We start from the raw sequence: 21,754 nt of genomic DNA on the forward strand, positions 1-21,754 counted from the left end.
TTCATCACTTTTTTCCTCTTTATCTATTAATTACGTGGTTTTAACGCAAATTCTGAACTAATACGCCCACCTGTCATGACCATTTCACCCAAACGTTGTGCCCGATTATTATAAGTGTTAGCAGGATTCCAGCCCACTGGCGGGTCTACAGGTGGATAAAAGTTGATATCACGAACTTTTAGAACATTGGCTTCCCTATCTGAGGCAGACTGGTCAGAAGGATTAATATCAAAAGAGTAGTTAAACCCAACATTGTCCTTGTTTACCACAATCGCATTATTAAAGGCAATTAAACCTGATATTTTATCAAAACCAATAATTGACTCTTCAATCGGGTCGCTGAGTTGAATGGTACCATCAGTTAGTTTATAACGCCCAACGATAGAAAGTCGGTTACCATTTTGGTTTGAAATTTCGTTGTTAGGCACCAAACTAAAATTCATATCACCCAACATTTTGAGTTTCAAACCGAATAAAATATCATCTTTACTTTTAAGAGAGTTTTTGATGTTACTTGGAGCAGTGAGGGCTGTTCCTGTTAAACTTGGATTGACGTAACTTGGCAAATAGCCTGCTGCAATCTCAGCAGCCATGACCATTAACAAATTTTTTAGATCGACATTCACATTTCCATTTTCAAAACCCATGCTTCCATAGCCACGTAACAACATATCAATATTACGTAAACCTACATAGTAGTTTCGATCAGCATCGACCACCATAATTGAGGTGGTTTTTGTACCATCATCGTTACGACCCTGTACACTTAAACCAAGTGCCAATCCCAAACGGTCAACATTGGTTACAGTTGATGGGGTCACTACATTGGTTGTATTGTTTAAATTATAAACTTGACCTGTATATTTGGTTGAGTAGACCGCAATGTTACTGTTTAGGTTATAGAATGGTAGCCCCAAACCCCAAGCATTGTCTTCACCACTTCCTGGACCTGTCAAAGGAATTGCATTGGCAGCTGAAACTCCAGTACTTGAAGTAAAGCGACCGCGTTTTGAAACCGCCTGGAATTCTCCACCTCGAATGGCAACCACCAAACTATTTGGCGTTTGTCCTGCAGACGTGGTTGAGTCTGCTATTTGCTGCTTATAGTCATTTGCTGTGGTTAAAGTTCCACCAGTACCACCAAAACGCGCACTATTTAATACAGTATTAGTAGGTAATAACAAATGTCGGGTATTCGCCAATCCCAAATAAACATTACCGCTATCAAAATAGGCACGTTCCACTGAATTTGACATCAATGGACTTAATTTACTAAATTCAAAACCAAACGTGTTTGTACCTGCACCACCAATCTCTAGGGTTGTTGCTGAACCTGCTGATCCAAGTTGATTACCCAGCATAGCATCACCTTCATTGGTAAACTCACCACGCAAACGCACACCAATGCCTGTAGAACCTAGAATTGTGCCATTTGCACCTGTGGATACTGAGGGATCACCATTATCTGTAGTGGTTGCATAACCCAAGATATTCTTGGTTACATCCTGACCTGTTGCATTAATACCACGAATTTGTAGAAAGCTGTTGACCATACGACCACTTGCCCCAACACGAATCAATCCCTTAGCTGCCTCTGTTTCATTTGTTCCTGCAGTTAAAGCATAGACTGGACTGGTTGAGTCAACATAAGCATTTTTTTTGGTCATCAACTCTATATTCAATCCTGAACTTGTTGCTACGCCATAAGTAGGTGAACTCGTATCAGTGTCCTTATAGGTTGCGTTTACACTACTGGCAACAGTTTGGTTAGGGATAGGCACACGCTTAAAATCAATGTAACCATAAACATCTGTTGGTACTTGCGTCTTACTGGCAGCAGATGAAGCAGAAACCTTATTGGTTTGTAATATTAAACCTTTGGTCGGGTCAACATACATCACCCCCTTACCCAAGAAATTAAAGTTAAAATTTCTTAAAATAAGTTGGTTAAAGTAATTGGCTGTACCACTATTCAAACCAAAATACATATTAATATTTTTTAGGCCCAGCTCTAAGTCTGATTGAGAATCTGGATCAAACAGTCCATTTTTAGTCTGGAAACGTATATTCAGAATATCATCCGTTTGAATAGCGACATTACCAATCAAAGGATCACAATTACCTGTCGTTTGGTTACAAACACGAAAACCTTGAACAGAGATTGTAGATGGTTTGGTTAAAACTTCAAGATCCAAACCAGCCTTGGAATTTACTCCTGTTCCCGTTGTACCTGTATGAATTTTATAATTGGTGCCTAATTGGTAATTGCCACTTTGGTAGTTGTTATTTTTACGTATTTTTACACCATTTGCGGTAGCATTTAAGATATTTTCCCCAGTTGGTGTTCCCGTCTTGTCCTGCCAATATAACTGATCAAAGTCCATTTGCTTATATTCAGTTTGCACATAAAGACCATCCTGAGCATTTACCTGACTCAAGTCATTATCTTTTAGTTCCTGCAAAGCATACACACTTTGTGAAAGAAGAATACTACTTGCCAATGCGGTTAAAACAAAATGGCGAGTATTGATTGCTTTCCTTTTCATCGGTTACTTTCCTTATTTTTGTTTTAACAACGTGAGTGACTATCACCACAAGAAAATATCTTGATATTTCCAGTCAATGACAAATTACCTGTCATTTTCATCCCCATAAAACCTTTTTCTTTATTGGCATCAAACCCTGTTCCACCATACAATGTTGCAGGAGTTAAATAACCTGGTACATTACCAGACCCTTCTGCCGCTACAGTATCTGTTTCAATTGATAATGATTCAAAACCTACATTTTTAAGTTGAATGGGACGATTTGGGTCAAAAGATAATTTAATGGCTGCATGCTGTGTAGAGGCATAGGTAATATCTTCACCATCCAGTCCAATATAGGGAATATTCATGGTTCCCTGAATTCCCTTAAAAACCAGCCATTGTTTTCGCCCCGTAATTGATGGCGTAATTACTCCTGTCGTGGCATTTACTGTATCCTGAGTACCATCGTGGTAACGGTTGTTTAAAGAAATACCTAAACGGCAAAATCTTAAATCTCCACATACAGCAGCACTAGTATCCAATACGCCTGCACTGGTATGGTTTAAGTTAATTTTTAAAGACAAGTCCGCACCTGCCTGTCCCGTCACTTGCTCCAAGTCAATATCATTTAAATTTTCCATCGCTATCGCAAACGGCGATAATCCTAAACATCCAATTATCAGACACCATGTACTCAAGGTTTTATTATAATCTTTCATATTCTTCATCCCTTAAAGTCCAGTGGTTGAAAATTTAAAATGCTGAATGAGTAAACCATCAATAACAGCTGAACCAAAGTTATTGGAAACTGTCGCTCCAGGAGGACTCATACTATTAATCTTACCAGCCATATCTGATGGCATAGTCGTCTGTATTCCCAATATTTGATTATTAGTGTTTTGTCGCCACGTTGTTTCATAAGGATCAGGACGGTTTAATGATGGATGAGCTTGTCCTGTAATTGCAGCTTTCGGTGCTACCGCAGTCCAGTTCGTTGGCCAAGCACTCCAAGAACCACATATATCAAATAATCCACAAGTTCCTGTTCTACTTCTTTGCCAAACCTGAGTAAAATCTTCTTGTTTACTACTGGATAAATTAGTGCCTGTTTTTAACTCCCCAATAGATACACCATAAGCCTCCACCCCCTGATAAGCCTCTAAATAGTTTAGATTATTTAATGTTGTTGTACCTATTGTTTTAGTATCTGCACGAACTGTTGATCCAATTGTGATACTACTATGGGTCGCAGTATTACCTTGATAGCCACCGCTTGCTGTACCGCACTGATAAATGTTGCAGGTTGAACCCGAGTAGGTAGTGGTCGTATCTGCACTTTTAGCAACCAGCACCTTACCACTACTATCCTTAATATCAGTTAATGGATCAATTGTTAAATAACGCGTATAAATCCGACGATATACTTCTGGCACATTTGGTACACGAGCCAACTCAATGGAAAAGTTATTTCCATCGGTACTGAACATCAGCGGTTGATAAAAATTACCCAAGACTAGATTAATATTTGGGTCATATAAGAAGATTCCATCTGCCCGATCATTGGGTGCAGTATAATTATTGGCAGAAAAATTGGGTACAGTTCCACCTAGCGCTGGTGTACTGTTGTCATAACTCCCACCAACCAACTCCTGTGTGCTAATACGAATCACACTTTTTGTTTTAGGTGGTGTCCATGTGTTATTACCATATGCCTTGAAGCGGCGAGTAGTAAAACCATTTTGATTATAACATTGACCTACCTGAACACTACTACTTGCATTACTTGCTGTATTTGGCTTAGGACTACCACACATCCCGCCATTAGGAAATGAACCAGATACCGTTGCATTGGTTGGTGGATCATAAGAAGTTCGTAAATCAGTTTGATTATTCGCAGCATTGGCATTTGCCACTGTCATGTTACCGCCAGTCACTGTTTGTAAAACAGCGCCTTCTGAAAAACGACCTTTAATATTTGTAACTGGATCTACATATGTCGGATCATAAACTATAGATCTAATTTCTCGAGTGACTGTTTGTGCAGACACTACTCCTCGTCTTTCTGCTGTATCAGTTGGCACGCTATTTAAACGTAATAATCCAGCCATACCAAACGTTTTATTATAAGAGGTATTTAAACCAGAGTTAAAAGTATATGCTTGATCAATATACAATCTATTCGTCGTGGTATTAGGTGCAATATTATAATTAAAGGCAGGGTTTGGTACTTGTAGCGTCGCATTATATGTTGGCCCATTTGCTGCAACACCACCTAAAGTCTGAAATATTTTTACATTTGAACCATTAATGCTGAAACCATCCCATACAAATCCTAAACGCAAACGATTTTTCAGTTCATTGGTATTATATGTACCACTGTCTGCCAGAGTTTTATCGCGCATAAACGCATCTGCCCAGAATCCCAACTTGAGATTATAGTCAGCATCGGTAGAGGCAATAGTTCCAGTCTTGTAAAGAGGAGCTTCCAAAGTTAAATAAGTTACACCATTAATTGCACCAGTAAAATCTGGCACATCTGGGTTAGTAAGCGTTTTAATGACCCAAGGGTTATCAAATGTTCCCCAGGAAGTAATTTTTTGACCAAAATCAGCCGCTCCAGTCCCGATTGCCCCAAAAGGGACTCCCCAATCTGTTGAGGTTCGACCAGTACTCGTATCAGCATAGCCTCTTTTAGATTGGGCTAGAGAAAGTCCATACAAATAAACATCAGATTTTTGATAACCTTTGCTTTCTTGAGTGGTAGATAAAGGTCCTACAGGAATCAAACGAATATAGCCCGTACCATATGTACCCTGTCCGCTATTGGCTGTATCTGCACCATTTAAACGGAATGAAAAATCTTGCGGTAAAAGTGCAATCCCTTCACCAGTTGTCTCACTCAAGCTATCATCAGAAATTTCTTGCAACGCAAAAGCAGACTGGCTTAAACATAAACCAATCAGGCTTGCTAAAACAGTTTTTTGAAATGATACCGTATGAAGTGTAGTCATCTTGACCTTCCTGTTACACGATGCTCTGCACCAGCGTTATTTTTCTTAAATCCCTTTTGAATGATTTCATCTACCCTCAAAGTTAGAGTTAAAGATGTGCCTCCTAGCATCACTCAAATATAGACAAATTTTGCCTATGCAATCTCATTTTTCATTATGCCCAATATTTACACAAATGCAAAACAAACTGGTTAAATGTTACATTTTTCCGATAAGTGAGAAGTCAAAACCGCCACCCTGCTTGTAGCAATAGCCTTGGATTTCGGTCTGTATCACTCTTAGCTGCTGAGGTATCCCGCCATGCCACAGTCGCATTATAGTCAAAACCCTGATAGCCTCCTCCAAAACCAATGCCTGTACTACCTAAATAGCGACTATTTTTCTCAGCCAGATATACATCTTTATTCTGTTGTATTTTTCCACTGTCCTGAAATAAATATGCACTTATCAACGGGCTGAGTTGGTAATAGAGGTTAACTGTTGCTCCCCAACCCTGATCCCCCAGTCCCTCTGCTGTAGGGTACGCACGCATTTGATGAAATGAAAACTTCTCGGCTGAATCCAGGTTTTTGGAGGCGAGCTGCCCATAAAGCTCTCCCGTCAACCAGCTTGATGCTGTTAACCTCTGCTGTCTGGAAAGTTTAAGCTCATATTTGTTAAAACTTCCATACGTCTTTGCTGACATACGGTCTATATTGAATGCCGATGGGCTCTGTATATCAAGATTTCCAACTGTTGTGATAAATTCCAGTTGATTCACTCCGCCTGTTATAGCACCTATTCCCCATTCATCCGTACGGCTAAAATTCAGGGCAACACGGCCTGCATCCACCCGCTTTGATGTTTGGGTATCTGTCGCTGCAATCTCATCAAACAGCTTTCTTTTTTCTAGTAATAGTTTCACACGGCTTTGTTGCATAAAGCTATTCTTGAAGGCTTCTTCAGCAATATAATTTCCAGATGAAGAAGCGTGCACCTAAAATCTACCGTACAACCAATTGGTCCTCGTATAACCAAGCTTTAATCAAGCGAGGAAATATTTCAATCTGGTTTGATCCTAAGACCCAATGGTATGCACAGCCACAAGGCAAGCACGGACGAAATCAAACTTATTCAGATACAGCGATTCAATGCTGTTTAATGATCAAATCTCTATTCCGTCTTTCTTTACGTATGGTCACTGGCTTTGCTCAAAGCTTGATTAAACTCTGTGGCTTGAATTGGACAGCACCAGATTACTCCACCCTCTGTAGACGACAAAAGCATATTGATATTGCGATAAGCTATCAGAAAAGTCCTGATGGGTTACACCTACTCGTCGACTCTACGGGGTTAAAATTTTTAGGTGAAGGCGAATGGAAGTGTAAGAAACATCAGCCCGAATATCGTCGCCAATGGCGTAAACTGCATATTGGTATAGATGCCGAAACACTGCAAATACGTGCCGTTCAGCTTACGACAAATAATATCAGTGATTCACAAGTTCTTGGAGATTTACTTAATCAAATCCCATTGGATGAGCAGATTGATTCAGTCTATACAGACGGGGCTTATGACACAAAACAATGCCGTCAGGTCATTGCAGATCGGCAAGCCTATGCTGTCATTCCGCCGAGAAAGAATGCGAAGCCTTGGAAAGATACAAAGACCCATTCGCTACAAAGAAATGAACTACTTCGGACAGTTAAGCATTTAGGTAGGGCGATATGGAAAAAATGGTGTGGCTATCATCGGAGAAGTTTGGTTGAAACCAAGATGCATTGCATTAAGTTATTGGGCGATAAACTCCGTTCTAGAAATTTTGACAGTCAAGTCAACGAGATTCATGCACGTGTGGCAGTCTTAAATAAATTTAATGAATTAGGCCGACCTCACACCCGAGTTGTCACTTAAATTTGAGGCGCCTAGCAGAACTTTGCCTTAAAATGCTTTATGCAACAAAGCCATTTTCACAACAAATAATCAGAAGATTATTATAAGTATTTTTCTACTTTATCTTTCACTATAGCAATCGACAAATACATTAATATTTTTATTATCCTTATAATCTATAAAGATTATCCATATTTCATTTATTATTTTAACCATTGTTATTAACTTACCAATGGTTAAAATAATTTTTTATCTTATATGACAGTAATTTATGTCTTCGGCAAAGTTACCCCTGTTTGCCCCTGATACTTGCCGCCACGGTCTTTATAAGAAGTTTCACACACTTCATCACTTTCAAAAAACAGCATTTGTGCTACTCCCTCACCTGCATAGATACGTGCTGGCAGGTTGGTTGTATTTGAAAATTCAAGTGTCACATGACCTTCCCACTCTGGTTCTAGCGGTGTTACATTTACAATGATACCGCAACGTGCATAAGTCGATTTACCAAGACACACAGTCAACACATTACGTGGTATACGAAAATATTCAATGGTACGTGCAAGTGCAAAGGAGTTTGGTGGAATAATGCAGACATCAGATTCAATATCAATAAAGCTTCTGTCATCAAAGTTTTTTGGATCGACAATGGCAGAGTGGACATTGGTAAATACCTTAAACTCTCTCGCGCAACGGACATCGTAGCCATAGCTGGATACCCCATAGGAAATCAGTTTTTCTCCGTTTGCATCGAAACGAACTTGATTTTCTGCATAAGGTTCAATCATGCCGTGTTTTTCGCTCATTTCACGAATCCAACGATCAGATTTTATTGCCATGACTTTTTATCCAAAGACGAAGTGAATGATTGGCAGGTACTTTAACGTAAAATAACATCAATGGAAATAACAGCTCTATTCTGGGATCATTGATAGAGCCTGGAATATTATAAATTGATCAGTGCTGAGTAGCTAATTGGAATTGAGAAGCTAACCAAAACAACTGATGCAGTACGTTGTAATTTGGATTGCGACAACCATTTTACTTTATTGGTGGCGAGCGCTGCACCAACAGAAATCCAGAACAATGCAATTGGAAGAATCAGTGCAACAAATGTACTCATATGCGCCATGTAGATTTGCTGACTGTTCCACGCCACTGCTGGAAAAATAGCTGAGGCAAATAATAACGCTTTAGGGTTGAGTAAAGTCGCACACAATAACTCACGCGGGCGAATGGTCGGCTGGTTTAAGGCCACTTCCTGATCGGCAGTACGCCATAATTTTACAGCCAGAAAAACAATATAGCCTGCGCTCAATAATTTAAGAAAAGTGGGTAATAAAGGTACTGTAGCGGAAACTTTACCGATCAGCATTCCCCATGCACTGATTGCAATGATATAGCCAGTCGCCTCTGCTGGAATGAGTAATAATGATTTACGCAACCCCACCTGAATACCTGAAGATGCAAGCAGGGTGTTGGTTGGACCAGGAGTAAGCAAAATGGTTATGACTAAACCAATAAAAAACCATGAAATCATTGAATGACCTCACTAAAAGATGTTTTTACATTAATCCAATTACTTATCCATAGCAAAATTTTAACTGTAAGCACTTATGACGGCAGATTATTTAAATAAATGTTTTATCTACATTTTTACAATTTCAAGTCCTCTTTACTCTAAAGTCACTGCATAAAAACTGGTAATTTTAAATACAGTAAATGTAACGTATTGGTTAAATAATGTTTGTAAAATAGCCCAAGTTTGAAGTCATTTTAAGTTTTTACTAAGTAAATGGTGCTATTTTATAGGTATACCAACTTCTTTTCCTGATATGTACCCCTCAATTTATGCCTAAGCAATTCTTTCATAAATGGCTACCCTCTTCGGAAAAGGTCGCGAATTTAAAGTTTATGAGGATTTTTGGTCAACGTACCTTAAATCCATTGCTTTGGTATGTAAACCGTCGCTCAATTGCCAAGGCGATGTTTATTGGAACATTTTGGGGTATTTTACCTGTCCCTTTTCATAGCGTATTTATTATTTTGACCATTTTATGGCTGGAAGTGAACCTGCCAATTGGGCTATGTATGGCATGGCTGACCAATCCTTTTACAGTGGTGCCAATTTTATATTTAGGCTTCTGGTTCGGCACTAAAATCTATCATGTGAATATGATTAATAAAGATATGCTGCTTGGGGTTCTGCACCAAATCATGAATTGGCTAAAGAACTTTGGTCATGGTCATATTGATTTTAGCTTAGCCAAGATTCTTGTTTCTGGACTGGTCATAGAAGCGATCCTGTTTGCCATTTTATTTTATTTCACAACACATTTGCTATGGCGTTGGAGTGTGATTTATTCATGGAATAAAAGAAAGAATGCTCAAGTCATAAATAATCAGATAAAAAAAGACCTCTAAATTTAGAGGTCTTTTACTTTAGAAAATTCGTTTGTCATCTCTTTGGCGTTTAGGCAACTTTTCCATTTGTTGTATTACAGCCTGGGCAATATTGATATAGCTTTCCCCTGCGCTATCCTGTGCAATCACGCTCGGTTTACCATTATCCGCATGCTCACGAATTTTAGCATCTAAAGGCAAGCGTCCAAGCAATGGAATATGGTATTGCCCAGATAACTGATCGCCGCCGCCTTTACCAAAAATCTGCTCTTCATGACCACAGTTAGAGCAGATATGGGTGGACATATTTTCAATCACGCCCAATACAGGGATGTTCACTTTATTAAATAATTCAATGCCTTTTACCGCATCCATGAGTGCAACATTTTGCGGTGTGGTCACAATGACGGCACCCGTGACTGGGATACGCTGTGCCAAAGTAAGTTGAATGTCTCCAGTGCCTGGTGGCATATCAATCACCAACACATCCAGATCAGGCCACAAGGTTTGATTAAACAATTGCATGAGTGCGCCTGTTGCTTTCGGTCCTCGCCAAGCCACTGGGGTATTGTTTGCACCAATCAGATGTCCAATTGACAGTACTGCCATGCCGTAGGCATCAAGGGGAACAAAGTGCTCATTTTCAATCAGGGGTGTTCTACCCGCATTACCCAGCATGGTTGGAATACTTGGGCCATAAATATCCGCATCCAAGACCCCAACTTTTAAGCCCAATTGCTGCAAGGCAAGTGCAAGGTTGACTGTTGTTGTTGATTTACCGACCCCACCTTTACCCGACGATACCAGAATCACATTCTGGATACGTGGATGGGCTGCCACATCACGTTGCTGCGGCGCAGCTTTTTGAATTGGTGGATTATTGGGATCAGTTTCAGCTTTAGGTGAGGCATCCATGACTGGCGGCAAATTGCTATTTTCCGCTTTAGGCTTGGATGAACAGCTATGCCCAGCTTCGCCATGGGCCGCATGTTTTTGCTGGATGATATGAAGATTGAGTTCCTGAATCCCACACTTTTCCAAGGCTTCGGCAAGCTCATCATGGATCTGTTGTAGATGGTCTTTTTCTTGCGGAAAGGTATTGATGGTCAGTTGTAAAATACGACCTTGTACATTCACCTGACTAATACGGTCTTTTAAGCGATTCTCTGAATATGGCAGGGTATAGTTTTGTAGAACAGTTTGAATGTCATCTTCCTTGACTTCTTGCGCAGGTGAAAAAACAGATTTTAAGGAAGAAAGCCACGACATTTTGTTTACTCCAAAAACAGATCAACATATCACTGAGTTTGGTTAGTTTAGCAGTATTGCAGAATAGACGCTCACATCGACGAAGATAATTGCTCATTTTTTATAGCGTATTTTCTTCACTCAATATGAACGTCCATGATTTAGAACTTTAGCGACGATTAACCTTTGAGTTTATTTACAGCATCGGTTGCAGCTTTCTTTAAATCATCCAGCTTATTGCTCGCCTGGGCTTTCAGGTCATCAAGTTTTGCAGCAGCCTCATCTTTTAACTCAGCGGCTTTTGCCTTTGCATCATCAAGTTTATGACTTGCCTCTTCTTTAAAGTGCTCAAACTTCTCTTTCGCCGCATGTTGCGTATCAGCCAGTTTATCTTTCAGTTCATCAGCCTTGCTTGATAAAGCGGCCTTACTTTCATCATATTGCTCACTTGCATTACTTTTTAAGTCATCCAGCGCTTGTTCACCTTTTTGTTTCAATTCACTCGCTTTGTCTTTTGCCTGCTGCAAGTCAGTTTTGGTTTGCTCAAGGTCTTTTGATGCAAAGTTTTTAACATCTTCGACAGTTTCCTGACCTTTTTGTTTAATGTCTTTGCCCACCTCACTGGCTTTATCTTTTGCCTGCTGAAAGTCTGCCTTGGTCTGTGCCAAGTCTTTCGCGGCAAAATCTTTTAACTGATCAATTTTGTCATTACTCATGGTGTTATTCCTCTTGTTATGTCGTGAAAGCTACAATTGTTTTCTACCTATATTTATACAAGGTTCTGCCAAAGCTTGGCGGAATTGCTGCAAATTGAAACAATTGGGATACAGTAAGATTCAAATCATTGCTGATTGATAACTTTTTGAATTTTTGGATATAAAAATCCTATCAATGAATCATGTCAGTTTTGACTTTGAAACTCTTTTTTAGAGATTTCATATAAAACATGCCAACTTAATGGGTGATCTGGCTTCAGTGCTGGATGCTGAAATTCCGTGATTTTTCTCATTTTTAGTTTTCTCATTACAGCTTGTGATTTTTCATTTTCCACCGTGGTGAAAGACACCACCTTATCTAGTTGCAACTGATCAAACGCAAAAGCCAATACAGCATTTGCGGCTTCCGTTGCATAGCCTTTCCCCCAATAGGGTTCATTCAAACGCCACCCAACCTCAACACAGGGTGAAAATGAAAATTGTGCTGGCTGTGAATGTAACCCCACAAATCCAATAAACTGATGGTTCTCCTTTAATTCAACCGCCCAGAAGCCCCAGCCCTGTTGCTCAATAAGAGCCTTTATTCTATCAATGAAAGCGCTGCTTTCAGATGGGTTGAGCAATTTTGGGAAATAGGCCATGACCTGAGGATTGGTACTCATCTCGGCAAAATGCGGATAATCTTTAGCCAACCATTGTCGTAAAATCAGTCTTGGGGTTTCGATCATTTTTAGAACCATTGGGTCGATATTAAAAAAAGTATAAATAATATGGGGAATAAGTTCAGATATACTTCCGCTCTCTCTGAACCGCACTGTATTGTAAAAATAGCATCTATGAATGAACATGAACTTTTAGAAATTCAACATGAACTTCAGGCACAAGAAAAACGTTTGAACTATATCCTTTCGAGTAAAAGAAGAATCCAGAACATGATTGATTCTTTTGAACAGGATTTAGCTAAACAATTACTTCCTGTCATTCATAATGAAAGCAATGATCAGGCTTCAATTGAAAGCAGTCTGGCTTTGTTGGCATGCTGGAAATTTTCTAAGGTAGAGTTTCCAAAAACAATACATTGGTGTAGTGAACTCAGTATCAGTAACCTAACTATAAAAGATGAATTTACTGTTGCGGTTAAAGCTCAGGCTTGGTTAGGTATTTTGGGAAGTGATGAGCTTTGGCAAACTCCACTGTATGTCGAGATTACAGTTGATCCAAAAGTGAAAGGTCTAAAAAACTATCACATTCACTTCCTATCTAAAGGAAAGATCATTTCATTGAGAAAAAATTCAAAGCAAAGCGTAACGGTTAAACAAATGCAGAGTATGTAATCTTTCGGGATACATACTTTTTACCACTTATACATCCCTTACAAGTCATAAACTATTAAATAAAAAGATTTATTTAATCTTTTCTCTTTAACTCAGGATCTAAATTTTCATTAATCATCTTCAACAAAATTATATTAGAAAAAATTACGCAAAGACTTGCATTATCAATATGTTTAATCAAATCAGAATCTATAAATTTCCTTTTTGCAGCATCATGTATAAGCTCATGACGCAAGTTAAATAAATATTTCAAAGATTGAAGATATTTATCCTCATACGTAGCTATTTTCTTAGGCGTATCCTTAAATCTAAATTTCATGCCATTTAAAGAACTCCAAAAACCCTTTTTTAAAAATTTAGAAAACACTCGTTCAATACTTTCAGTGTTTTGAAAAGAAAGACCATTGGTTACCAATTCACATGGATGAATCATATTGACATGTAAATCAATCAGGTCATTAATATCATATTTATTTTGATGAATATGTTTCAAAGGCTCTTTTATAAATTCTGGATTACATAATTTAAAAATAGTGTCCACTATATCTTTATAATAGACTTCTACTGCACTTATAAACGATATAACAATAGATCTCTCAATCAAATGACTGAATTCACTTTGATAATTATTTTCCAACAATTGATTACTAGCTGTAGAACACTCTATACCAATGTTACAGAAATTTTTTATAGGTTCTGCACCTCGCTCAAATCTATTACTTCTATATTGCTTTATTTCTTGTATACGCATAGGAACTATCTGAAATATTAACTTCCCATAATTGTATCTAAGAGTCTTATAGATTTGAAAAGATTTCACCGATTCCTTTGTGCAAGTCGCTCTTAAGTCATGTAAAATCATCCACCTTGTAAATACGAATGAGAGAACAATATCCGTGCGTAAAATTTTAGTCACCAATGCCCTCCCTTATGCCAATGGTCCAATCCATATGGGACACTTACTCGGTTATATCCAGGCAGATATTTGGGTTCGTGCAATGCGTGCAATGGGTCATGACGTGACTTACGTATGTGCGGATGATGCTCACGGTACAGCGATCATGCTGCGTGCTGAAGCCAATGGCATCAGTCCAGAAGCGCAAATTGCCAATGTTCAGAAAGAGCATATTCGTGATTTTGATGGATTTGGTGTGCATTTCGATCACTATGATTCAACCAATAGTAATGAAAACAAGGCTCGTTCAGAAGAAATTTATATTAAGAACCGTGAAGCAGGCAATATTGCAATTCGTCCTGTCACACAGTTGTTTGACCCTGAAAAAGGCATGTTCCTGTCTGACCGTTTTATTAAAGGGACTTGCCCAAAATGTAAATCTGAAGATCAGTACGGCGATGCTTGCGAAGTCTGCGGTACAACATATAACGCAACAGAATTACTTGATCCACGCTCAACTTTGAGTGGTGCAACGCCTGTAGAAAAATCATCAGATCACTACTTCTTTAAGCTTCCTAATTTTGCTGAATATTTGCAAAAATGGACGCGTGATCAAGGTCGTTTACCTGTTTCGATTGCCAATAAGCTGGATGAATGGTTCGATGCTGGTTTATCTGATTGGGATATTTCCCGTGATGCACCTTATTTTGGTTTTGAGATTCCAGATGCACCAAATAAATATTTTTATGTTTGGGTCGATGCACCGATTGGTTATATGTCGAGTTTTGAAAACTATATCAAAACCAAACGTCCAGATTTAAGTTTTGATGATTTCTGGAAAAAAGATTCTCAAAATGAAGTCTACCATTTCATTGGTAAAGACATTGTTTATTTCCATGCGCTGTTTTGGCCTGCCATGCTTGAGGGTGCAAACTACCGCACACCATCAGGTTTATTCGTAAATGGTTTCCTGACTGTGAATGGTCAGAAGATGTCAAAGTCTCGTGGCACATTCATTAAAGCTGAGACCTATTTACAGCATTTGAATCCTGAATATTTACGCTATTACTTTGCCTCCAAGCTTTCTGACAAAGTTGAAGATTCAGACTTAAATCTGGATGACTTTGTACAAAAGGTAAATTCAGACCTTGTCGGTAAAGTGGTGAATATTGCCAGCCGTTGTGCGAAATTCATTAACAGCAATTTCAACAATACTTTATCCAGTACCTGTGCTGAACCTGAGCTGGTTCAAAGCTTTATTGATGCGGGTGATTCAATTGCCAAGGCATACGAGGCACGCGAGTTTTCTGCGGCAATTCGTGAAATCATGGCCTTGGCAGACCGTGCCAACCAGTATATTGATGAGAAAAAACCGTGGGCACTTGCCAAGCAAGAGGGTCAGGAGCAACAGGTACATGATGTTTGTTCGGTGGGGATCAACCTGTTCCGTCAGCTTGCGGTTTACCTGTCACCTGTATTGCCAACGCTTGCTGCACAGGTTCAGGCATTCTTACAGCTTGCAAGCTTTGACTTCGAATCTCGCAAGCAGATTTTAGTGGCTCACGAAATTGCACAGTTCCAGCCATTAATGCAGCGTGTTGACCCAAAAGCGGTTACGGCAATGGTGGATGCATCTAAAGATTCTTTGGCTGCTGCGGTAGAAGTGCCAAAAGCTGAGAAGAAAAAAGAGAAAAAGGCTGAACAGAAAGTTGAGGCTCCTACTACAGCGGATGATGCCAACATTATAAAAATTGATGATTTCCTGAAAGTTGACCTGCGTGTTGCCCAAGTGCTTGAAGCGACTATAGTTGAGGGTTCGGACAAACTGCTGCAATTGACTTTGGATATAGGCGAAGCAGAACCACGTAATGTGTTCAGTGGAATTCGTGGTTCATATGCACCAGAAGACTTAAAAGGTAAACTCGTTGTAATGGTGGCCAACCTTGCACCGCGTAAAATGCGTTTTGGCATCTCAAATGGAATGGTGCTTGCTGCTGGAAATGGTGAGGGTATCTTTATCATTTCACCAGACAGTGGCGCGAAAGCTGGCGATAAGGTGTCTTAAGCCATTATTTCCTTTCATCTCAAAAAGACTCGTTTATGAGTCTTTTTTATTGATTTTTTTAAATAAATACATAAGATGCATACGCTTTTATTTTTTAATTTATAAGGGGTTTTTTATGAAAAAGTTTTTAGCGCTTGTAACTGTAGCCGCAATGTTATTTTCAACAGGATGTGCAGTTCGTATTGCTGATATGACTGTTGCATCCACCAAGAATTATAATATTAATTCCAACCAGTTTATTAAAGGACAACGTGTCATCGGCGAAGACAAAGTACCTGTAATCCTGTTTCCTCTTGGTATACCGAACTTTAAAACTGCGATAGATCGTGCGATTGAAAAAAATCCTTGTTCTGTTGCATTATCTGATGTGGTGATTACCCAGTTAAATCAGGCTTTTCTGGTCGGTCAGGTTGGCTATCGAGTAGAGGGAACTCAAATTATTGATTTGTCTCAACCCAACTGCAAAAAGTAAATTTAGAATAAGTGATTGAAGAGTGTTAACCCACTCTTCAATTGATTCCTATCATTTAGCAAGCACCATCCACAATACCTCACTAGTAAAAGAACCATCTACCTGAATCTGATAATATTGCTGCGTTTGATCGGATGCTTTTCGCTGTAAATAGCGTATGGTTTCAACCGCATGTTCAGGTGTCTGCATCCGCTGCGTCCAGCTTTGAAACTCTAAATCCAGACTTTGCTTTTCAACAGTTTCAACTTTAAACCCTGCATATTCAGCAAAGTGCATCCATTCCTGCAAACTATAATTTCGTACATGGCTTGGATCACGGATGGTTTCTATGGTCTGGAAAAATGTATCCATGACAGGATTTGCATTTCCTAAAATATCGACAATCACAAGCTTGCCATTCTTAGCCAAAACTCGATATATTTCGCCCATTGCCTGCATCACATTCTGCCAATGATGCGCTGAATAACGTGTGATCACACAGTCAAAACTCTGATCTGCAAACGATAAGGATTCCGCAGCACCTTGCTGACCAATCACATTATGAAAGCCTCTTTCCCTGCTTTGTTGAGCAACCAACTCCACCATAGACGGCGTTAGGTCATAAGCCACAACCTCATCCACACATGGGGCGATCTGGTAAGTGACATGCCCGCCACCACAACCCAAATCCAACACCCTTTTAAATTGATGCGCTTGAATCAACTTTCGCATTTTTTGAAATTCAATCCCCTGCGCATGGACTGCACTGTTTAAATAAGCTTGAGATTTATCCTGATATTGCTGCTGGTTCACTTGATGCTGGGTGGTCATGTTCTTATCCTTGCGATGTTTGGTTATATTTAAAATAGCCAACCCAAATCAAAAATAAAAATGATCAATTTTAATAAAATAAATAAAAATAAGTTATCAGTTAAAATCCAATTAAACTGGCTGCCACATTGATCGCAACTGCCAAAATCACCGTATTAAACATAAAAGCCAAGACACAGTGAAAAATATTTAGATGCCTGACCTCAGAAGTGGTAATGGACACATCCGCTGTTTGTGCTGAAGTACCAATGATATAGCTGAAATAAATAAAATCGAGATAATCAGGCTGATCTGTTTTGGGGAAATCCAGTCCAGCATCCTCATGGCGACTTTTGGCAAGATAATAGTCATGGGCATAGTGAATGGCAAACAGGGTATGCAGCATCAGCCATGTTGAAAAAATAGTGCCAATGGTCAGCAAAATAAGAACTCCCTTAAGAACAGCCTGATCTTTGGGAACATGGCTCAGTTGTACCACAATGGAGATGAAACAAACCACGATTGCAATCAATACAACAGTCAGGATCATCCATTTACCCTCATCCTGTTGTCTAGCCCGCTGTAAAATATGGCTTGCATCCAAATGCCACATCATTCGTAAGGTGAGAAATAAATATAGCCAGATGGCGGTGTTCCATCCCAACTGTAGACAGGTCGCCCATTGCCAGTCAGTGAAAAAATGCAAAGCAGCATAGATCAGCAAACCCAGTAAAAATGTCGAAGACAAATAAGGACGGTGCTTTACTCCCCTCGCCAAACGATAGATCAATGCCTGCATTTTTCACCTCTTTTCATTTTTATCTGTAATGAATTTACACTTTTTTTAACATTGTCTGCTTGAATAAAAATTAGTAAAAACAACTCTTTTACCTAATTTCAACAAAATAATTCCCATTTCAATATTTACAACGGACAAAACTGTCCGTTAAATTCAAGTGAGCAATAAAGGTCTACTTTTCACATTATGACAAAACGCCAACAACTTGCAGCACATAACCGTGATGAACTGCTTCATGCTGCCGAGGAAATTTTTCGTAGCCACGGTGTTCATGTACCATTACAGGTGATTATTGACCATGCTGGCGTAGGTCGGGCGACCTTTTATCGTAATTTTTCAGATCGCAAGGCCTTAATGGCCGCCTTGCTTGAACAGGCCATTACCCGACTGGAGCAGCGGGCACAAGCGCTGCTCCCTTTTAATGATGGCTTTATTCGTTTGATTGAAAGCCATATTGAACAGCTTCCGCATCTGGTGGTGTTGATTGATTACTGGCGCATCATTGATCGTCAGGACCCAATCATGCTAAACATTTATGAACGGCGTGACAAAGCATTACAACCACTGATTGACCAGGCCATACAACATCAATTATGCCGTGATGATTTAACAACAAAAGATTTTGCCATGATTACGGCGATTCTCGGTTCCTCATTTCAGGGACATACAGACCAGGATCAGGTGCAACTTGCAAAACGGGCAATAGAATTATTATTAAACGGCATTAAAGTGTAGTTCGAGGAATAACATGGATAAAACACCTCGCTATCTTGAGACACCTCCAGATTGGTCGGCAGACGAGCGTCCAACCCTGCCTGGCTCGCCTGCGGCAATTGCCCATGCAACCCCGAAACGTCTGGCCTATTTTATTATTGGTCTATTTATTGCGGTTGCCGCCAGTTTAAGTAATGGCTTTATTGTGGCCAATTTACCAATTTTTCAGGGTGAATATGGCTTAACGCCCTCTCAGGCGGCATGGCTGCCCGCAGCCTATGTCATGGCAAATGTCAGTTCCAACCTGATCCTGTTTAAAGCCCGTCAGCAATATGGTTTACGCCTGTTTTCAGAAATTGGTTTGCTGGTGTTTATTGGCGTACTGATTCTGCACATCTTTGTTAAAACCTATGAAATGGCGCTGTTTGTACGTTTTATTGCAGGGCTGGCCGCTGCTCCGCTTAGTTCGCTGGGTATGTATTACACCATGCAGGCCTTCAGCAAGGCTGATATGCCAAAAGGGATTTATCTGGCCTTTGGATTCCAGCAACTTGGTTTGCCTTTGGCATGGATCATTTCACCCTATCTGCTCAGTGCCAATCAATGGGATGTGATTTACACCTTTGAGCTGGGTCTGGCAATTTGCTGTCTGGCGATGGTGGTGTCACTTAAACTGCCACGCAGCCTGCGTTTAGAAGTCTTTGAAAAGCAGGATTTCTTTACCTTTGCCCTACTCGCCCCTGGGTTTGCCTGCCTGTGTACTGTACTGACTCAAGGGCCAATCCTGTGGTGGTTTAACAGCCCGTGGCTGGCCTATACCCTGATTGTTGGTTTCTGTCTGGTTGTTCTGGGATTGACCTATGAGCATTATCGTAGAAACCCCTTGATCATGACCCGCTGGCTGGCGACAGGTGATTTGCTCAGTTTCGTGGTGAGTGCCTTTGCCTTACGCCTGCTGATGTCAGAACAGAGCTATGCCGCAGTGAATTTCCTCAAAACCATGGGCATGGGACCAGACCAGTTTGTGCCACTGTATGTAGTGATCTTCTGCGGCACCATTGCAGGTTCGGTGTTTAGCGCGCTAACCTTTCATCGTGAACGTTTGATCCTGAACTTATTCCTAGCCGAAATCCTGATCCTGATCGCCTGTGCGCTGGATTATCATCTCACCAGTGATGTGCGTCCTGCCAATTTCTATCGTAGCCAGTTTTTGGTGAGCTTTGCTGGCGGTGTATTTATTGGTCCCCTGCTATTGTTGGGCTTTATGCGTACCCTACAGCGTGGTCCACAATATGTAGTGACCTTTATTGTACTGTTCTCAGCCACGCAAAACTTTGGTGGCTTGGTCGGATCATCATTCTTTAACACCTATCAACAGCATCAGACCAATAATTATAAGGTTGAAATAAACAGTGAATTAGATCCAACCGATCCATTGGTCACGCAACGTCTACAGGCTTATCAGCATAGTGCAATGGTGAGTAGCAACGATCCTGTCCTGCAAAACAATCAGGCGCTACAAAACCTGAATAAAGTGGTTACCCGTGAGGCACAGGTGCGTGCCTATAACGATGTAATTGTACTGAATGGTATTTTTGCCGTTGTTTTACTGCTATGGGGGTTATTTAAATATGTACGCAATAAATACCTGACCCGAAAGAATCTGCAAGCAGCCAGTTAACGCCTAATCGTATTTGATTGAGAAAACATGATGTCTGAACAAGATAAACCAGAAAATAATAGTGCTCAAAATGCTGAGCAGAACGAAACGCCACAACCTGTAAAGGTACAGGAAACTGTGCCTCAAATGCCACCGCCTCCACCACCGCCCACCAGCAAGCTCATCAAAACCAAACGCTCTACCCTATGGTGGATGCTGCTGGTTTTAATTGTTGGGATTACCATTATTTTATGGGCATGGCGTATTGGCCCATTTCATACAGCGATTGAACAAACCGACAATAGTTATGTCAAAGGTAAAACCACCATTCTTTCCTCACAGATCAATGGCTATATCAAGGATGTGCTGGTCAAGGACTTCGATCAGGTCAAGCAGGGTCAGGTCTTGATGCACATTGATGCCACCACCTATGACCAAAAGGTGACACAGGCAGTTTCAGGGGTCGAGCAGGCACAAAATAGCCTTGCCAATCAAAGCCAGGCCATTGCCCAACGTCAGGCCGATGTGGTGGCGGCACAGGCCAAACTGGATCAGGTCAAGGCACAGTATGATTTATCCGTTGCACAGCTCAAACGCTATCAGCAACTGGGAGACAGCGGTGCGGCATCAAAATCGGAACAGGACAAGGCTGCTGCCGATGCCCAAAACAACCTCGCCTTGCTCAAGCAGGCCCAAGCCAATATTCTGGTGGCGCAAGAGGCGTTAAAAACCGCACAAGTGGCAGAAGCAGGTTTAAAGGCACAAGTGAACAGTGCCCAGGCACAGCTCGATCAGGCCAACACCACCAAGGATTACAGCACCATTGTTGCTCCGCTGGATGGTCAGTTGGGTGAAGTGAATCCACGTGTCGGTCAATACGTGGCTGCGGGAACACAGTTGCTTTACCTGATTCCCAAACAAACCTGGGTGATTGCCAACTTTAAGGAAACCCAGATTGCCAATATGAAAGTTGGGCAAAAAGCCTATTTCACCGTTGATGCCATGAATCACCAGAAGTTTACAGGTCATGTGGAACAGATTTCCCCTGCTGCGGGTTCAGAGTTCAGTGTACTCAAACCTGATAATGCCACAGGCAACTTTACCAAAGTGGTGCAACGTATTGCGGTACGCATCGCCATTGATCCAGAACAAAAAGGTATGGAGAACCTACGTCCTGGTATGTCAGTGATCACATCGGTGGACACCGACTCATAAACCAACACTGACATTCTCAATCAAATACATTTA

At 40.5% G+C, this 21,754-nt stretch carries 19 protein-coding genes and 1 pseudogene; 8 read left to right on the plus strand and 12 right to left on the minus strand.

The window, feature by feature from the left end; all coding sequences use genetic code 11:
* Window positions 1-26 precede the first annotated feature (26 nt).
* The 4 genes and pseudogenes from N5J47_RS08180 to N5J47_RS08195 all read right to left on the minus strand — a co-directional run.
* The gene (locus N5J47_RS08180) at window positions 27-2,546 is read right to left on the minus strand and encodes a DUF6160 family protein (RefSeq protein WP_279959501.1); all 2,520 of its coding nucleotides are present in this window, start codon (window positions 2,544-2,546) and stop codon (window positions 27-29) included.
* Window positions 2,547-2,569: 23 nt separating this feature from the next.
* A complete protein-coding gene (locus N5J47_RS08185; protein WP_279959574.1) occupies window positions 2,570-3,169 on the minus strand; it encodes a hypothetical protein in 600 nt (199 codons plus the stop codon).
* Window positions 3,170-3,259: 90 nt separating this feature from the next.
* Window positions 3,260-5,539: a hypothetical protein gene (locus tag N5J47_RS08190; protein ID WP_279959502.1), complete on the minus strand. Its 2,280-nt coding sequence runs from the start codon at window positions 5,537-5,539 to the stop codon at window positions 3,260-3,262.
* A gap of 223 nt (window positions 5,540-5,762) precedes the next feature.
* Window positions 5,763-6,455, minus strand: a pseudogene (locus tag N5J47_RS08195) (ShlB/FhaC/HecB family hemolysin secretion/activation protein); the annotation flags it as partial.
* 44 nt (window positions 6,456-6,499) lie between these two features.
* Between N5J47_RS08195 and N5J47_RS08200 the strand changes: the two are divergent.
* Window positions 6,500-7,432 (plus strand): IS5 family transposase, encoded by a 933-nt coding sequence (locus tag N5J47_RS08200; RefSeq protein WP_279959504.1) that lies wholly within the window; start codon window positions 6,500-6,502, stop codon window positions 7,430-7,432.
* A gap of 248 nt (window positions 7,433-7,680) precedes the next feature.
* Here the strand turns inward: N5J47_RS08200 and dcd are convergent, their stop codons facing one another.
* Together dcd and N5J47_RS08210 are read right to left on the minus strand one after the other, a co-directional pair.
* On the minus strand, window positions 7,681-8,250 hold the full coding sequence (dcd, locus tag N5J47_RS08205) for a dCTP deaminase (RefSeq protein WP_004675063.1): 570 nt from the start codon (window positions 8,248-8,250) through the stop codon (window positions 7,681-7,683).
* A 107-nt stretch (window positions 8,251-8,357) separates the two neighbouring features.
* Window positions 8,358-8,951: a LysE family transporter gene (locus N5J47_RS08210; RefSeq protein ID WP_279959505.1), complete on the minus strand. Its 594-nt coding sequence runs from the start codon at window positions 8,949-8,951 to the stop codon at window positions 8,358-8,360.
* Between the two features lie 311 nt (window positions 8,952-9,262).
* On the opposite strand from N5J47_RS08210, the gene N5J47_RS08215 reads away from it, so the two are divergent.
* Window positions 9,263-9,835 carry a DUF2062 domain-containing protein gene (locus N5J47_RS08215; RefSeq protein ID WP_279959506.1) on the plus strand — a complete coding sequence of 191 codons (573 nt, stop codon included), beginning with the start codon at window positions 9,263-9,265 and terminating at the stop codon, window positions 9,833-9,835.
* 18 nt (window positions 9,836-9,853) lie between these two features.
* On the opposite strand, the gene apbC is transcribed toward N5J47_RS08215, so the two are convergent.
* From apbC to N5J47_RS08230, 3 genes are all read right to left on the minus strand, one after another.
* Window positions 9,854-11,083: an iron-sulfur cluster carrier protein ApbC gene (gene apbC, locus N5J47_RS08220; protein ID WP_279959507.1), complete on the minus strand. Its 1,230-nt coding sequence runs from the start codon at window positions 11,081-11,083 to the stop codon at window positions 9,854-9,856.
* A 158-nt stretch (window positions 11,084-11,241) separates the two neighbouring features.
* Complete coding sequence (locus N5J47_RS08225; protein WP_279959508.1) at window positions 11,242-11,778, minus strand: hypothetical protein; 537 nt, start codon at window positions 11,776-11,778, stop codon at window positions 11,242-11,244.
* A gap of 185 nt (window positions 11,779-11,963) precedes the next feature.
* On the minus strand, window positions 11,964-12,506 hold the full coding sequence (locus N5J47_RS08230; RefSeq protein ID WP_279959509.1) for a GNAT family N-acetyltransferase: 543 nt from the start codon (window positions 12,504-12,506) through the stop codon (window positions 11,964-11,966).
* Window positions 12,507-12,614: 108 nt separating this feature from the next.
* Between N5J47_RS08230 and N5J47_RS08235 the strand changes: the two genes are divergently transcribed.
* Window positions 12,615-13,112, plus strand: coding sequence for a hypothetical protein (locus N5J47_RS08235; protein WP_279959510.1), 498 nt, complete (start codon window positions 12,615-12,617; stop codon window positions 13,110-13,112).
* Window positions 13,113-13,185: 73 nt separating this feature from the next.
* Here the strand turns inward: N5J47_RS08235 and N5J47_RS08240 are convergent, their stop codons facing one another.
* On the minus strand, window positions 13,186-13,863 hold the full coding sequence (locus tag N5J47_RS08240) for a hypothetical protein (protein ID WP_279959511.1): 678 nt from the start codon (window positions 13,861-13,863) through the stop codon (window positions 13,186-13,188).
* Between the two features lie 145 nt (window positions 13,864-14,008).
* On the opposite strand from N5J47_RS08240, the gene metG reads away from it, so the two are divergent.
* Window positions 14,009-16,072, plus strand: a complete 2,064-nt coding sequence (gene metG / locus N5J47_RS08245; protein WP_279959512.1) for a methionine--tRNA ligase — start codon at window positions 14,009-14,011, stop codon at window positions 16,070-16,072.
* A 115-nt stretch (window positions 16,073-16,187) separates the two neighbouring features.
* Complete coding sequence (locus N5J47_RS08250) at window positions 16,188-16,544, plus strand: hypothetical protein (protein WP_279959513.1); 357 nt, start codon at window positions 16,188-16,190, stop codon at window positions 16,542-16,544.
* Between the two features lie 51 nt (window positions 16,545-16,595).
* On the opposite strand, the gene N5J47_RS08255 is transcribed toward N5J47_RS08250, so the two are convergent.
* Window positions 16,596-17,354, minus strand: a complete 759-nt coding sequence (locus N5J47_RS08255; protein WP_279959514.1) for a methyltransferase domain-containing protein — start codon at window positions 17,352-17,354, stop codon at window positions 16,596-16,598.
* A gap of 100 nt (window positions 17,355-17,454) precedes the next feature.
* A complete protein-coding gene (locus N5J47_RS08260) occupies window positions 17,455-18,132 on the minus strand; it encodes a DUF1345 domain-containing protein (RefSeq protein ID WP_279959515.1) in 678 nt (225 codons plus the stop codon).
* Window positions 18,133-18,318: 186 nt separating this feature from the next.
* On the opposite strand from N5J47_RS08260, the gene N5J47_RS08265 reads away from it, so the two are divergent.
* The 3 genes from N5J47_RS08265 (at window position 18,319) to N5J47_RS08275 (ending at window position 21,721) form a co-directional block, all read left to right on the plus strand.
* Window positions 18,319-18,867, plus strand: a complete 549-nt coding sequence (locus N5J47_RS08265; RefSeq protein WP_279959516.1) for a TetR/AcrR family transcriptional regulator — start codon at window positions 18,319-18,321, stop codon at window positions 18,865-18,867.
* Window positions 18,868-18,880: 13 nt separating this feature from the next.
* On the plus strand, window positions 18,881-20,527 hold the full coding sequence (locus N5J47_RS08270) for an MFS transporter (RefSeq protein WP_279959517.1): 1,647 nt from the start codon (window positions 18,881-18,883) through the stop codon (window positions 20,525-20,527).
* 126 nt (window positions 20,528-20,653) lie between these two features.
* Window positions 20,654-21,721, plus strand: coding sequence for an HlyD family secretion protein (locus N5J47_RS08275; protein ID WP_279959575.1), 1,068 nt, complete (start codon window positions 20,654-20,656; stop codon window positions 21,719-21,721).
* Window positions 21,722-21,754: the final 33 nt, after the last annotated feature.

The organism is Acinetobacter sp. GD03645 (genome assembly GCF_029845285.1).
Taxonomy (GTDB): domain Bacteria; phylum Pseudomonadota; class Gammaproteobacteria; order Pseudomonadales; family Moraxellaceae; genus Acinetobacter; species Acinetobacter corruptisaponis.

What these genes read in the sequence shown, in the direction of transcription:
- N5J47_RS08210 (WP_279959505.1), bottom strand. Translation starts at nt 8,951, where the DNA reads ATGATTTCATGGTTTTTTATTGGTTTAGTCATAACCATTTTGCTTACT.
- N5J47_RS08185 (WP_279959574.1), bottom strand. Translation starts at nt 3,169, where the DNA reads ATGGAAAATTTAAATGATATTGACTTGGAGCAAGTGACGGGACAGGCA.
- N5J47_RS08200 (WP_279959504.1), top strand. Translation starts at nt 6,500, where the DNA reads ATGAAGAAGCGTGCACCTAAAATCTACCGTACAACCAATTGGTCCTCG.
- N5J47_RS08250 (WP_279959513.1), top strand. Translation starts at nt 16,188, where the DNA reads ATGAAAAAGTTTTTAGCGCTTGTAACTGTAGCCGCAATGTTATTTTCA.
- N5J47_RS08230 (WP_279959509.1), bottom strand. Translation starts at nt 12,506, where the DNA reads ATGATCGAAACCCCAAGACTGATTTTACGACAATGGTTGGCTAAAGAT.
- N5J47_RS08215 (WP_279959506.1), top strand. Translation starts at nt 9,263, where the DNA reads ATGCCTAAGCAATTCTTTCATAAATGGCTACCCTCTTCGGAAAAGGTC.
- apbC (WP_279959507.1), bottom strand. Translation starts at nt 11,083, where the DNA reads ATGTCGTGGCTTTCTTCCTTAAAATCTGTTTTTTCACCTGCGCAAGAA.
- N5J47_RS08235 (WP_279959510.1), top strand. Translation starts at nt 12,615, where the DNA reads ATGAATGAACATGAACTTTTAGAAATTCAACATGAACTTCAGGCACAA.
- N5J47_RS08225 (WP_279959508.1), bottom strand. Translation starts at nt 11,778, where the DNA reads ATGAGTAATGACAAAATTGATCAGTTAAAAGATTTTGCCGCGAAAGAC.
- N5J47_RS08275 (WP_279959575.1), top strand. Translation starts at nt 20,654, where the DNA reads ATGCCACCGCCTCCACCACCGCCCACCAGCAAGCTCATCAAAACCAAA.
- N5J47_RS08190 (WP_279959502.1), bottom strand. Translation starts at nt 5,539, where the DNA reads ATGACTACACTTCATACGGTATCATTTCAAAAAACTGTTTTAGCAAGC.
- N5J47_RS08270 (WP_279959517.1), top strand. Translation starts at nt 18,881, where the DNA reads ATGGATAAAACACCTCGCTATCTTGAGACACCTCCAGATTGGTCGGCA.
- dcd (WP_004675063.1), bottom strand. Translation starts at nt 8,250, where the DNA reads ATGGCAATAAAATCTGATCGTTGGATTCGTGAAATGAGCGAAAAACAC.
- N5J47_RS08255 (WP_279959514.1), bottom strand. Translation starts at nt 17,354, where the DNA reads ATGACCACCCAGCATCAAGTGAACCAGCAGCAATATCAGGATAAATCT.
- N5J47_RS08265 (WP_279959516.1), top strand. Translation starts at nt 18,319, where the DNA reads ATGACAAAACGCCAACAACTTGCAGCACATAACCGTGATGAACTGCTT.
- N5J47_RS08260 (WP_279959515.1), bottom strand. Translation starts at nt 18,132, where the DNA reads ATGCAGGCATTGATCTATCGTTTGGCGAGGGGAGTAAAGCACCGTCCT.
- N5J47_RS08180 (WP_279959501.1), bottom strand. Translation starts at nt 2,546, where the DNA reads ATGAAAAGGAAAGCAATCAATACTCGCCATTTTGTTTTAACCGCATTG.
- N5J47_RS08240 (WP_279959511.1), bottom strand. Translation starts at nt 13,863, where the DNA reads ATGCGTATACAAGAAATAAAGCAATATAGAAGTAATAGATTTGAGCGA.